Below are 13,026 nucleotides of genomic sequence, written 5' to 3'. Positions count from 1 at the left end.
ACCCGTCACCGTCGCATCAGTCACGGGGCTCACGCATCACGTAGCCGACGCCGCGGAGGGTGTGGATGAGTCGCTTGTCCCCGGTGTCGAGCTTGCGCCGAAGGTACGACACATAGGATTCGACGACGTTCACCTCGCCGCCGAAGTCGTAGTTCCAGACATGGTCGAGGATGCGCGGCTTCGACAACACCGTGCCCGCGTTCACCATGAAGTAGCGCAACAGCGTGAACTCCGTCGGCGAGAGGGCGACCAGTTCGCCCGCCTTGAACACCTCGTGGGTCTCGTCGTCGAGTTCGATGTCGGCGAAGGTGATCTTCGACGACGCGCGCTTCTGGTCGTCGAAACCGCTGCGGCGCAGCAACACCTGCAACCGGGCGACGACCTCTTCGAGACTGAAGGGTTTGGTGACGTAGTCGTCCCCGCCGATGGTGAGGCCGTTGATCTTGTCCTCCACCGTGTCGCGCGCCGACAGGAACAGGGCCGGCGCCTCGACCCCGTCGGCACGCAGCCGACGCAGCAGCCCGAACCCGTCCATCCCCGGCATCATCACGTCGAGGACGAGGACGTCGGGTTTGGCGATGCGGCATCGGTCGAGGGCCGCCGGACCGTCGGCGGCGGTCTCGACCTCGTAGCCCTGGAACTTCAGCGACACCGACAGCAATTGACGGATGTTCTCCTCGTCGTCGACCACGAGGACCTTCGCGCCGCGCGTGCTGTTCTGTTTCGCCACTTCACTCACACGACCAGAGTCCCAGCCGGCCCTGGAACCTCACTGTAGGCACGCTGGGAGATTCCTGTGAACGCTGACCAGCGGGTTCTGCGCGGCCGGGGGTCACGCGTCGGGGTCACCGTACGCAGCGGCCATCTCCTCCGAACCGCGCCAGCGCGAGTAGGTCGGGCCCTGCGGCCAGCCGTCCGGCGAATCCTGCCACTCCTCCTGGCGTCCGTAGGGCAGGACGTCGAGGAGTCCGAAGGTGAATCCGAGTTGTTCCGTACCACGACCGGTCGAGTGCCAGGTGCGATACACGGTGTCACCGTCGCGGAGGAAGACGTTGAGGGCGAAGCCTTCGCCCGGGGCGGCGTCGACGTCTGCGGAGAAGGTCGTACCCGCCGACGAGTACCAGTCCATGCGGTTTCCGACGCGCCGCTTGTAGGCCAGGATCTCGTCCATCGGCCCGTGCGTGATGATGACGAACCGCGCGTCGTAGTCGGCGAGGTAGTCGAGCCGAGAGAACTGGGTGGTGAACCCGGTACAACCCGGGCACTGGAACCGGGCGCCGTCGGTCCACATGTGGTTGTAGACGATCAGCTGTGACCGTCCGTCGAAGACGTCGACGAGTCGGATCGGCCCGTCGGGCCCGGTGAGGACGTAATCGTCCATCTCGACCATCGGGAGTCGACGCCGCTGTGCCGCCACCGCGTCGAGCTCGCGGGTGGCCGCCTTCTCGCGGCGGCGTAGGTCGGCCAGCGCAGCCGCCCAGGTCTCGCGGTCGGCTACGGGTGGGAGTGCCCCGGTCATGACGATGCCTTTCGCTCGGTGGTGAGAACAGTCCACCGGGTCTGACCCGCGCCCGTGGCGGAATTCATCGGAAGGCAGCGCACACCGCTACGGAGCGGAGAGGGCGTATGTGCTCTGGAGCCGTCGGACGTGCTCGCGGACCTCGTACAACTCCCGACGCGCTGCTCGCTGCGCCTTCTCGCCACCGGCACCGGCCTGCAGCCGGTCCACGAGGGAGTCCGCGACGCGTTCCAGCTCTTCGACCAGCACCCGCGCCTGCGCCTGCGCGGCCGGGTCGATGGGTCGCCGTGACGGAACCATGGGTGTCATCGTAGGTTCTCCGATCGTTAACCGCCTACCGCCACCATTTCTGCCCATGGGGGAATCGAAGTTCGAGGCGGCCGGCCGGGCGCAGGCTGCGATGCTGCTCCGGGAGTTGGAGAGGCACGCTCACTTCCTCGCGGCGCGGATAGCGCAGGCGGGGCGTCGCAGCCGTGACATCACCGGCGAGATCACCGAGTTGAACGAGACCTACGAGATGATCGGGGCACTCAGATCGCACTATGGAGACCTGCGCTCACCGGCGACGACCGTTGACGTGGGCCGACGAGGAGCTCGAGATCGCCCCCGGCCGACCAGACGCTTGGCCGTCGACCGAGATTGAGTGTCGGTGGCGGCGAGATGAACTGTCAGTGAATCCATCCGTCGTGACAGTCGATGTTGTCGCATTCGCACTAAATTGTGTGCATGGATGCTAATGACGAGCGGCGTCAGATCAGCGAAGTACAGGACCGGCTGATCGGCCTCTATTCACACCGACGACCAGAAGACGTCGCCGCCGCGGTCGAGCAGGCCTACGAGCACTTCAGCGGGACCGAAGTCCGCGACTTCGTGCCGCTGCTGGTGGAACGCCGCGCGAACAAGGCTCTCGGCGGCACCGACGTGATGGCCGACCCGACGACCGTCCCGCCGCACGTCGGGGAGTGAGCCGGGCCGGGGTCGCGTCCGTGGGAGGCCCCGGTGGTCAGCAGCACCCGGTGGTCGCATTGAGTACCTGGCGCAGCGCTTCCAGAGACTCTGGCCTCGAGCGGTAATAGACATTCATCCCGCGACGTTCGGGGGAGACCATCCCGGCCTTGCGTAGTTGACCCAGGTGATGGCTCGTCGTTGCTTCGGTGAGCCCGACCGCGGTCGCGAGGTCGCAGGTGCAGATCCCGTCACCGCCGTCGGAGAGAAGGATCGAGACCAGCCTGATCCGCACCGGATCGGCAAGAGCCTTGAGCCGCAACGCGATCTCGAGAGCCGTGGCGTCGTCGAGTGGTGCCGCTGATACAGGCGCACAGCAGATCGGTGCGCTGATGTCGACCATCGGCAAAGTCTTGGGCATGGTCCGACCCTACCCCCACTATTGACATATGTCGAAAAGGTGGCATTCTGCAAAAACGTCATTATTCGACATATGTCTCACAGGTGAAGGTGGTTCCCCTCATGTCCCGCATGCAACTCGCACTCAATGTCGATGACCTCGATACCGCGATCGAGTTCTACTCCAAGCTGTTCGACACCCCGCCGGCCAAGCGAAAGCCCGGATACGCGAACTTTGCGATCGTCGAACCCCCGCTGAAATTGGTGCTCCTCGAGAATCCGGGTCAGGGCGGCACGATCAACCATCTCGGGGTGGAGGTCGAATCGAGCGAGACGGTGCATGCCGAGATCGCCCGACTGTCCGGCGAGGGCCTGTTCACGCAGGAGGAGATCAACTCCACCTGTTGTTTTGCAACGCAAGACAAGGTGTGGGTCACCGGTCCGAGCGACGAAAAGTGGGAGATCTACACCGTGCTCGCGGATTCCGACACCTTCGGAACCAGCCCGAAGCTGTTGGCCGAGAGCGGTGTCGACGAATCCACCGAGGGGTCGGTGTGCTGCGGCGGTAGCGCCACCGACCCCGCCGACGCTCGCACAGCCTGCTGCTGACCGAGCGTCGTCGTTCTTGTCGGTGGGTGGAACGCCACCGACCCACCACCGTTCTGAGACGCTCACTGCTCCAAGCGGTCGGCGAGGTCGCGGATGCGAGTGGTGATGTCGTCGCGGATCAACCGCATCCGTTCGAGGCCGTCGATGCCTCGATCGGAGGGTTCGTCGGTGTTCCACACCTCGACACTCACCCCGTCGGGCGGGGTGACCTCGGCGGTGCCGACCACCACGACCAGATCCGCGGCTCGCATCAGGTCATCCGTCAGCTGCCGCGGCTGATGTCCGACGGCGTCGGCGCCGACCTCGGCGAGCACCTGCGCGGACAAGTCATTGACCTGCCCGCCGATCTTCGCGTTGGTTCCGGCGGACGACGCCGCGATCCGGTCGGTGACCGTCACCGAGAGACGTTCGGCCATCACGGATTTGCCACGGTTGCTCACGCACACGAACAGCACGTCGAAGCGATCAGACATCGCGAGCGGGCTCCTTCGGTGCATCCGGGCTGACAGCGGCTGGGGCCGAGAACCGTTTCCGCAGTGCCAGGGACACGTACACGAGGGCAACGAGGACCGGCACTTCGATGAGCGGTCCGATGACCCCGGCGAGCGCTTGGCCGGAGGTCGCACCGTAGGTGGCGATCGCGACGGCGATGGCGAGTTCGAAGTTGTTGCCGGCGGCGGTGAACGCGAGCGTGGTGGTGCGCGCATACCCCAGACCCATCGCGGCGCCGAGCACGAACCCACCGCCCCACATCACCGCGAAGTAGATCAGCAGCGGCAGAGCGATACGCGCGACGTCCCAGGGCTGCGACATGATCTGCTCACCCTGCAATGCAAACAGGATGACGATGGTGAACAACAAACCGTAGAGGGCCCACGGCCCGAGACGCGGCAGGAACGCGGACTCGTACCACTCGCGGCCCTTGGCGCGCTCTCCGATACGACGGGTGAGGTATCCGGCCACCAGCGGGATGCCGAGGAAGATCAGCACCGACTTCGCGATCTGCCACGGCGAGGCGTCGATGGTCGTCTGTTCGAGGCCGAGCCAGCCGGGCAACACGGAGAGGTAGAACCAGCCCAGCACGGCGAACATGATCACCTGGAATACCGAGTTCAGCGCGACCAGGACGGCAGCGGCTTCGCGGTCGCCGCATGCCAGGTCGTTCCAGATGATGACCATAGCGATGCAGCGGGCGAGCCCGACGATGATCAGTCCGGTCCGGTACTCCGGCAGGTCCGGCAGCAAGAGCCAGGCCAGCGCGAACATCAACGCCGGGCCGATGATCCAGTTCAATGCCAGCGACCCGAGCAGCAGGCGACGGTCGGCGGTGACCGAGTCGAGCCGGTCATAGCGCACCTTGGCCAGCACCGGATACATCATGATCAGCAACCCGAGTGCGATCGGCAGCGAGATGCCGTCGAGCTCGACGGCCGCCAGCGCGTTGCCCACTCCGGGAACACTGCGGCCCAACAGCAGACCCACCACCATCGCGGCGCCGATCCACACCGGCAGGAACCGGTCGAGCATCGACAGCCTGCCCGCGACAGCGGTTTCCGTGACGTTCATCGTCCGGCCTCACACGAATGTGCTTCCCCCAGAACCGTGGCGAGACAGCCGAGCAGCCCCGACAGTTCTTGTAGCGCACCAGTGTTCACGCGGTAGTACACCCAGGTCGCGCGTCGCTTGCTCGTCACCAGATCGGCTTCGCGAAGCACTCTCAGATGGTGCGAGATCGTCGGCTGCGAGAGGTCGAACGGTCCGGAGATGTCGCACACGCACGCCTCACCTCCCGGATGCGCGGCGATCTCGGACAACAACCGCAACCGGACCGGGTCCGCGAGTGCCTTCAACGCCGGAGCGACGGTCTCCGCCTCGTCGGTCGTCATGCCGCGGGAGACCGTCGCCAGCAGGTTCTGGTTCGACATTCATCAATATTGACAGATGTCGAACCAAGCGAAAGCGTCGACCTACAACCCTTTCGCATACGGCGCGGTGTAGCCGGTCTTCAGCGGTTCGTCCCCCAGCCACGCCGCGAGCTCCTCGGCCCGGGCATCGAGAGCCCGACGCGCTTCCCGTGACAACGGTTCGAGCGGGACGACGTCGATCGTCGAGTCGGCGCGGCGATACCAGCCACCGACGATGCGACCATCCCACCAGGCGGTCTGGCCACCGTTGCCCGCGGAGTCGAAGACCTGCGGCGCGTGGCCGCCGAGATAGAAGCCGCGCTCCTTGTAGCCCATGGTGGTCGGGTCGAGTTCGGGAAGGAGCACGGCCTGCGGTTCGACCGGCTCGTCCCCCATGCCGTCGGCTCCGGTGCCGTCGGGTAGATCGTCGGGCAGGACGTGGCCGACTCCGCCACCCTCCAGGTCGACCTGGACGGTCTCGAGTTCGGCCAGCGCCGCGCGGACCGCGGTCTTCGTCGACCCCAGCCACCACACCAGGTCCGTCTCGGTGCCGGGCCCGTAGGTCCGCAACCAGCGTCCGATCAGCGCGCAGTGCCCGTCGTGGACGCTCATCGGCGGCAGATCCTCGCCGAGCCAGAGCGGCATGGACGTCCACGCCGGCCGCGACAGATGCCAGCGCAGCCGGTTGGGTCCGCGGACGATCGCCCCCTCGGCGTCGAGCATGTTGAGCACGCGCGGCCCCATCGGGGCACGTCCCGCCCATGTGGTGCCCGCGCCGTGGCTGATGTAACCGTCGAGTGCGGGCAGACGTTCGCGGAGTTCGGTGGAGGTCAGCGACTCACCACCGGCGAGTTCGGCCAGGACCGCCTGCCGGGCGGTCTCGATCCAGCCCTCCGGGTCGTCGAAGTCGGGACTGCGCCGGAGGTCGCGCAACATGTTCGTACGTTCCGACGCCGAGATCCGCGGCCCGAGCGCTCCGACGGACTCGGCCAGGATGTCCCGCGGGAAGACGAACAACGTGCGACGCATCGCGAGGTGCTTGACGAGCGTCCGGTCGTCGTAGAGGGCGGCGTCGACCGACTCACGCGAGAGCTCCGGACCGACCCGTGCCCATGCGGCCAGGTGGACGGTCGACGGTGTGGTGGCGTGCAAACCGACCATCGTGGCGGCGGCGTCGACGGGGTCGGCGGCTCGGGACGAGACATCGAGGTGTTGCCGGCGCATGAGCCGAGCGCTGCGTTGCGCGTCGGTGATCGACAGGCGGCGGCTCATCGCACGGGTACCCGGGGTGGTCGCATGGACAGATCGTAGTGATCGGAGCCGACAGCACGGGTGACCCGGCAGGCGAGGAGGGGACGCGGGTGCCGGAAACCGCCGACCCCCGCCGACCCGGTGTCCGGCACCCGCGCGGTCGTGTGGGCCGAACGGCACACAGCCCCCGACGGGCAGTGTTTCGCGACACTTTCGGTGTGTCCTTCGACCGACGCAACCTGTGCGCTTCCCGACCCCCGTCGAGTCGCGCCCCACCAGCAGACCCCACGAACGCGACCCACTCCACCCCCGTTCCGGAAACCGGCACATAAGCGCAGATCAAGCCGCTAACGGACTATCCGGACCGGACAGAACCGGTTCCGGATCCGCTTGCCACGTCCGGTGATCCGCGGTCCGCGGTGTGGCCGTCACCACATCGGATCGCCGATGGTGGCGCGGTGGGTTCGGCTATCGCATGATGGTGCGGTCGATCTGTCGGGGCGAGCACAAGGACAGCTGAGTGGATTTCGGTCAGGCACTCACGCGTCTGTTCGTGCAAGCGGGACGTCCCACGCTGCGCGCCGCGGCGACGCGGGCCCGGGTCTCGGCGCAACGGATCAGTGACTGGCGCAACGGCCGTCATCTCCCCCGCGACTTCGCGACCGTCGAACCGCTGCTCGTCTGGCTGACCGCACGCGCCGTCGCCGCCGAGGCCGACGACGTCCTGACCATCCCGCAGTGGCGGGAGATGTGGGACCGCCGGACGCCCGACGAGACCCCCACAGCCGAGCCGCCCGCACCGCAGCATGCCCGGCCGTTCCCCGGCCTCGCCACCCTGACCGCGGCCGACAGTCAGATGTACTTCGGCCGGGACGACGTCGTCAGCACCCTTGTGGATGCGATCCTGTCGGCCCGCTCCGGACCGCCGCCGCTGTCCCCCGCGTCGCGACTGGTGGTGGTCACCGGGGTCTCGGGATCGGGCAAGTCGTCGCTGCTCCGTGCCGGCCTCGCCCGGGACACGCGATTGTCGTCGCCCCGACTCGGCGAGATCACCCCGAGTGGGCTCGTCATCGCCGACCCGGACGCGCCGGGCGACACCGATGCGCCGGCCTCGACGACCGGGGACGCGGTCATCGTCATCGACCAGTTCGAGAACGTCTTCTCGCTCGAGGACCCGCTGCGGACCGAGACGCTCCGCGAGGTCGAAGAACTGGCGTCCGACGTCGTGGTCGTGGTCGGCGTGCGAGCGGACTTCTTCAGTCAGTGCGTCGAGCATCCGTTCCTCGCCGATGCGTGGCAGCACCGCTGCGTGATCGTCTCGGAGATGACCCGCACGCAGTTGCGCGAGGTGATCACCGCGCCCGTCCGACTCGCCGGCGGCCGCATCGAGACCGGACTCGCCGACGTGATGATCACCGAGCTGTACGAGGCGTCGACCGGCGGTGACCGCGCCGGCCGCCTGCCGCTGCTGGCGCACGTTCTCCAGGCGACCTGGGCACGCCGCACCGGCAACCGCATGACCCTGTCCGGGTACCGGGCCACCGGCGGTATCGCCCGCGCGGTCGCCGACACCGCCGAGACGGCCTGGGCGGCGATCGATCCGCGTCATCGGGATCTCGCACGCGCGGTCCTCCTCGCCCTGGTGCACGTCGGCCCGGCCGGCATCGCGCTGCGCGTGCCGCTGTCCACGGCGACCATCGCGAACCGGTTCCCGCCCGAGGTCGCGACCGTCATCGACGAATTCGCCCAGGCCAGGCTGCTCACCGTGTCCACCGACTCGGTGATGCTCGTGCACGACGTGGTGCTCACCGCCTGGCCACGTCTGGCCGAGTGGATCGCCGACGACACCGACAACCACCTCTGGCGCCAGCAGGTCGACGCCGACACCGCGGCGTGGCTGGCCAACGGGCGCGGCCGGTCGTTCCTCTACACCGGGTCGCGCCTCGAGGACGCCAAGCGCCGGCGACGAACCCTGCGCAGCGACTACCTGCATCTGCTGAGCAACGAGAACGACGCCTTCCTCGACGCGGCGGTCGCCATGCAGCAGCGGCGCCGCATCACGCGCGTCGGCGCGGTGTCGGTGATCGTCGTGCTGGCCATCGCGGCGTCCATCACCGCCGCCATCGGCTTCCGACAGGCCCACGACCTGCGCGAACAGCGCAACGCCGCCGAACGCTCGGCTCTGTTGTCGCACATCGACAGCATGCAGTACTCCAACCCGTCGCTGGCCGCGCGACTGTTGCTCGTCGCCCACGAGGTCTATCCCGACGACCCAACCGTCCAGAGCCGTCTGCGCGGCGCCGCGACGACGCCCCTGGTGGCCCCGCTGACCGGCCACACCGGCCCGGTCTACGACCTGTCCTTCAACCGGACGGGCACGCAGCTCGCCTCGGCGAGCGGCGACCGGACCGTGCGCGTCTGGGCCCGGTCCGGCTCGTCGGACTATCGCGAGGTGGCGGTCCTGCGCGGCTTCGGCAACTACGTCACCAGCACCGACTTCCACCCGACCCGGCAACTGCTGGCGAGCAGCAGCGGGGACGGTTCCGTCCGGATGTGGGACCTGACCGACGCACCGAACCCGCGGCTGGCGACGACGGTGTCCCCGGGTCACGGCACCGTCTACATGGTGCGGTTCTCCGCCGACGGCCGGACCCTGGCCGCATCGTCCGACGACGGCACGATCACGATGTACGCCGTCTCACCGACCGGAGCGATCCGGGAGACGGCCGTCCTGCGCGGCCACACCGCCGCGGCGCGCACCCTCTCCTTCAGCCCCGACGGACGCGTCCTGGCCAGCGGCGGCGACGACCGGACCGTCCGGCTGTGGACGACCGGCGAATCGCCGCAGCCGCTGGGTGGGCCGCTGACCGGCTTCCCCAGCATCACCCATGCCGTCGCGTTCAGCCCGGACAGCCGCGCGCTGGCGATCACCGGCGACAGTCCGAACACCCAGCTGTGGGACGTGGACGACCCGCTCGCACCCCGCCCGCTGAGCACGTCGCTGCCCAACAGCACGGCCGGGTCGTGGTCGATCGCTTTCGACGGTTCGGGTGCGCAGTTGGCCTCTGCCCGGGCCGACGGCCTGGTCCGGGTGTGGAACACCGCCAACCCGGCCTCGCCGATCCTGCGGTGGGCGCTGCAGACGACCTCCGAACAGGGCTCGGTGCGGACCTTCGCGGCCCGGTTCGACCCCAGCGGCCGCCAACTCGTCTCCGGCCGCTCCGACGGGACGATCGACGTCTGGAGCCTGCCCGGCCGAACCGAACCCGACCGGGGCGGGACCATCACCGGCGTGGACACCGACGACGCGCAACGAGTCCTGGCAACGGTCGGCGCCGACACCACCCTGAACCTGTGGACGATGTCCGACGGCCTCACCCTGCGATCGCGCACGCCCATCCAGCGCCGGGTCAACGACCATCCGCGCGTCAGCCTCAACGGCCCCGGCACCCTCGCCGCGACCGCGAACAACAACGGCGGGCTCGTCGAGCTGTGGGACATCACCGACACCGCTGCCCCGCGACGCGCCGCGGCCCTCGACGTCGCCACCCGCTATTCGTTCCCGGTCGCCTTCGCGCCGTCGGGCGATCTGCTCGCGACCGGAGACACCGACACGACCGTGGCCCTGTGGGACACCTCGGTGCCCGGCTCCCCGCGACGCGTGGGCGCACCGCTGCGCGGGCCGACCGACCTCATCCGCAATGTCGCCTTCAGCTCCGACGGCTCGCGGCTCGCGGTCACCTCCGACGACAAACGCGTCTACCTGTACGACCTGACGTCGCCGGGCGCGGACCCGGTCGACGTCATCACCGCCGAGGCGCCGGCCGCCCAATCCGTATTCGACGGCGATGTGCTGGTGGTCGCCTCCCGCGACCTCTCCACGTGGCGGCTCCCGCCGGCCGGCACTGATGCCGAACCCGAACTGCTCGACCGGGAGGAGGACATGTTCGCCTCGACGGTGTCCGTCGCGCCGAACCGCCTCACGGTGGGTACCGCGACGCACGAGCTGATCAGTTTCGCCCTCGACGACGACGGCCGGCTCACCGACCCGCAACCGGTCGGGACGCTGCTCGCGACCACCGACACGACCACCACCTGGCAACTACCCGCCCAACTCCCCACCGACGAGGACATCATCTCCGGCGGCGACACCACCGGGAACGTCTACCTGCACACGCTCGATCTCGACGAGGCCCGCGACTGGATCTGCGCCAGCACCGCACCCGTCACCGACGCCCAGCGCGACGCCTATCTCCCGCACATCGACGTTCGTGCGGATTGCCGTCGGGACTGAAGCCGTTGCGGCTCAGCGGAAGCCGAGCACCTCGTCGCCCCACGCCTCCCAGATGTCGCCGTCGAGGTTCTGCACGACCCGGTCCTCGGCGTCGATGCGCAACACCGGGCGATGGCCGGTGTCGTAGGTCGGCCAGGGATCCCCGAGCGATCCGGCGTCCGGCTCCTGACCGTGTGCGAATGCGGTCCATCGTCGAATCATTCTCTCCGACACAGCTTCTCCCTGCTTACGGCCGCCGAGCAAGAACGTGATGTCCTTCGGCCCGTTGCCCAGATTCCCCCACACGTACGGGACCTCGGTCGCATGGGCGGCCCCCAGACCGAGCAGCCGGAACATCCGCGTCGTCCAGTCGTAGCGGTAGACATAGACCGGCGCCGAACGCGCATGCGCCTCCGCGAGCCACAGCGTGGGCATGCGGAACGCCACGTCACGGGCCACTCCGAGCCCCGTGACCTTCGGGCGCAGACCGGAATACGCGGAGAGCACCTGCGCACGTTCGGGCAGGACGACGTCCGGATACTCCTTCGCCATCCCGGCGAACATGCGCTCGATGTCGGCGGTGGTGATCGGCATCAGCGGCGACTTCATGTATTTGAAGAGATTCGCCTCGTCGCGGTTGGTCCCGATGATCAGCGGCACCGGATGCGCCCGACCCGCGCGATAGACGTCGAGGGGGTGTTCGGGCAACAGATCGCCGTCGATGACCGGCGCGAACGCGATGGTCCCCGGCACCTCGGTGGGAACCTTCTCGAACAGCGTGGTGGTGATCGCCGAACACGTCATGCCGTCGAGTTGTTCGAGACGCCCGACGATCTCGCCGGTGTCGAGTTCACCGGCGTCGATCCCGGCGGCCTCGAGCAGTTGGTCGGCGACCCGCGCGGCCCGGTCGGCGCCGTACATCGACGTCACAGGCGAACTCTGCGCGATGGCCCGGCCGAAGAGCCCCGCCGCGGCCGGCATGGTGAGCAGCGCGGTGACCAGTCCCGCGCCGGCCGACTCGCCGAACACCGTCACCTTGTCGGGATCACCGCCGAAGGCGGCGATGTGGTCGCGGACCCAGCGCAACGCGGTGAGTACGTCGCTGAGGCCGGCATTCGACTCGAACCGCGGGTCGATCGACGACAGGTCGGCGAACCCGAGCACACCGAGCCGATAGTTCAGCGTCACGACGACCACGTCGCCGGTGGCGGCGAGGTTCGAGCCCTCGTAGAACGGCTGGGCCCCCGACCCCAGCACGTAGGCGCCGCCGTGCAGCCACACCATGACCGGGAGTCCGACGGCGTCGTCGGCGTGCTCCGCGGCCCCCGGCGGGGTCCAGACGTTGAGGAACAGGCAGTCCTCGTCCATGACCACGTCGGGACCGAGACGTACGGCGGGGTTGAGTTGCTGCGGGCAGACCGCGCCGAAGGTCGAGGCGTCCACCACGTCCTCGGGCGCATCGGCCTCCTCGAGGGGAACCGCACGGCGCCAGCGCAACTGCCCCACGGGCGGGCGGGCGTACCGGATGCCCCGCCACACGTCGGCCCGTTCCCCGGCGACCCCGCGGAAGGTGCCGACCCGGGTCTGGGCCGTTGGGCGGGTCCCGTCCGGAGCCACGCCGTCGGTCGGGGACGTCGAGTTGGCGGAGGTGCCCGGTTCGTCGTGCTTCATCCGTCCATCGTGCACCGTGAACCTGTTCTCGTAATCCAGAACTCGGCCGTGTCTGCTGGGTATGGTGACCGCATGGAGCTACTACGCAACGTCGTAATCTTCCTGCACATCATCGGCTTCGCCGTGACCTTCGGCGGCTGGGTCACCCAACTCGTGGCTCGCGAATTCCGGTTCACCCGCGTGATGGACTACGGACTGCTGCTCTCCCTGCTGACCGGGCTCGCGCTCGCAGCGCCGTGGCCGGCCGGTATCGAGCTGAACTACCCGAAGATCGGCATCAAGCTGGTGATCCTGCTCGTCCTCGGCGGAATCCTCGGCATGGGCAGCGCTCGGCAGAAGCGCACCGGCGAACCCGTACCGCGCGCCCTCTTCTGGTCCGCCGGCGCCCTGTCCTTGCTCGCCGCGGGCCTCGCCGTCATCTGGTAGCCCCGGCCGGCGAGCCGAACCCGCGAGAC

The 13,026-nt window shown here is 68.4% G+C and carries 14 protein-coding genes; 5 read left to right on the top strand and 9 right to left on the bottom strand.

All coding sequences use genetic code 11. The annotated features are described in order from the left end of the window. Positions 1-16: 16 nt before the first annotated feature. From M4D77_RS15705 to M4D77_RS15695, 3 genes are all read right to left on the bottom strand, one after another. Complete coding sequence (locus M4D77_RS15705; RefSeq protein ID WP_165630597.1) at positions 17-739, bottom strand: response regulator transcription factor; 723 nt, start codon at positions 737-739, stop codon at positions 17-19. Positions 740-832: 93 nt separating this feature from the next. Continuing rightward, positions 833-1,519 carry a DUF899 domain-containing protein gene (locus tag M4D77_RS15700; RefSeq protein ID WP_259936645.1) on the bottom strand — a complete coding sequence of 229 codons (687 nt, stop codon included), beginning with the start codon at positions 1,517-1,519 and terminating at the stop codon, positions 833-835. Positions 1,520-1,606: 87 nt separating this feature from the next. Next, positions 1,607-1,819, bottom strand: coding sequence for a hypothetical protein (locus M4D77_RS15695; RefSeq protein WP_065631503.1), 213 nt, complete (start codon positions 1,817-1,819; stop codon positions 1,607-1,609). Between the two features lie 55 nt (positions 1,820-1,874). On the opposite strand from M4D77_RS15695, the gene M4D77_RS15690 reads away from it, so the two are divergent. Together M4D77_RS15690 and M4D77_RS15685 are read left to right on the top strand one after the other, a co-directional pair. Then, positions 1,875-2,162, top strand: coding sequence for a hypothetical protein (locus M4D77_RS15690; RefSeq protein WP_065631504.1), 288 nt, complete (start codon positions 1,875-1,877; stop codon positions 2,160-2,162). 83 nt (positions 2,163-2,245) lie between these two features. After that, complete coding sequence (locus M4D77_RS15685; RefSeq protein ID WP_065631505.1) at positions 2,246-2,485, top strand: three-helix bundle dimerization domain-containing protein; 240 nt, start codon at positions 2,246-2,248, stop codon at positions 2,483-2,485. Between the two features lie 37 nt (positions 2,486-2,522). On the opposite strand, the gene M4D77_RS15680 is transcribed toward M4D77_RS15685, so the two are convergent. Next, entirely contained in the window at positions 2,523-2,885 is a 363-nt protein-coding gene (locus M4D77_RS15680; RefSeq protein ID WP_137810475.1) for an Rv2640c family ArsR-like transcriptional regulator, read from the bottom strand. A gap of 101 nt (positions 2,886-2,986) precedes the next feature. On the opposite strand from M4D77_RS15680, the gene M4D77_RS15675 reads away from it, so the two are divergent. Further along, a complete protein-coding gene (locus tag M4D77_RS15675; RefSeq protein ID WP_259936644.1) occupies positions 2,987-3,472 on the top strand; it encodes an ArsI/CadI family heavy metal resistance metalloenzyme in 486 nt (161 codons plus the stop codon). 62 nt (positions 3,473-3,534) lie between these two features. Here the strand turns inward: M4D77_RS15675 and M4D77_RS15670 are convergent, their stop codons facing one another. Genes M4D77_RS15670 through M4D77_RS15655 form a run of 4 tightly spaced genes read right to left on the bottom strand, consistent with a single transcriptional unit; the run spans position 3,535 to position 6,648 of the window. Next, on the bottom strand, positions 3,535-3,945 hold the full coding sequence (locus M4D77_RS15670) for a low molecular weight phosphatase family protein (RefSeq protein WP_259936643.1): 411 nt from the start codon (positions 3,943-3,945) through the stop codon (positions 3,535-3,537). After that, a complete protein-coding gene (gene arsB, locus M4D77_RS15665) occupies positions 3,938-5,038 on the bottom strand; it encodes an ACR3 family arsenite efflux transporter (protein WP_259936642.1) in 1,101 nt (366 codons plus the stop codon). Before arsB ends, M4D77_RS15670 begins: the two co-directional genes overlap by 8 nt. After that, complete coding sequence (locus tag M4D77_RS15660; RefSeq protein ID WP_259936641.1) at positions 5,035-5,397, bottom strand: helix-turn-helix transcriptional regulator; 363 nt, start codon at positions 5,395-5,397, stop codon at positions 5,035-5,037. Before M4D77_RS15660 ends, arsB begins: the two co-directional genes overlap by 4 nt. 42 nt (positions 5,398-5,439) lie before the next feature. Next, positions 5,440-6,648: a winged helix DNA-binding domain-containing protein gene (locus M4D77_RS15655; RefSeq protein ID WP_259936640.1), complete on the bottom strand. Its 1,209-nt coding sequence runs from the start codon at positions 6,646-6,648 to the stop codon at positions 5,440-5,442. Between the two features lie 499 nt (positions 6,649-7,147). On the opposite strand from M4D77_RS15655, the gene M4D77_RS15650 reads away from it, so the two are divergent. Then, positions 7,148-10,921 carry a hypothetical protein gene (locus tag M4D77_RS15650; protein WP_259936639.1) on the top strand — a complete coding sequence of 1,258 codons (3,774 nt, stop codon included), beginning with the start codon at positions 7,148-7,150 and terminating at the stop codon, positions 10,919-10,921. Positions 10,922-10,933: 12 nt separating this feature from the next. Here the strand turns inward: M4D77_RS15650 and M4D77_RS15645 are convergent, their stop codons facing one another. Beyond that, positions 10,934-12,571 (bottom strand): carboxylesterase/lipase family protein, encoded by a 1,638-nt coding sequence (locus M4D77_RS15645; protein WP_259936638.1) that lies wholly within the window; start codon positions 12,569-12,571, stop codon positions 10,934-10,936. Between the two features lie 72 nt (positions 12,572-12,643). Here M4D77_RS15645 and M4D77_RS15640 point away from each other — a divergent pair, with 72 nt between their 5' ends. Continuing rightward, the gene (locus M4D77_RS15640) at positions 12,644-12,997 is read left to right on the top strand and encodes a hypothetical protein (protein WP_058251248.1); all 354 of its coding nucleotides are present in this window, start codon (positions 12,644-12,646) and stop codon (positions 12,995-12,997) included. Positions 12,998-13,026: the final 29 nt, after the last annotated feature.

Source organism: Gordonia sp. p3-SID1431 (assembly GCF_025143765.1).
GTDB classification, from domain to species: Bacteria; Actinomycetota; Actinomycetes; order Mycobacteriales; family Mycobacteriaceae; genus Gordonia; species Gordonia hongkongensis.
Note: the sequence above shows the minus strand (reverse complement) of the source record. Positions and strands in the feature narration are given on the sequence as shown.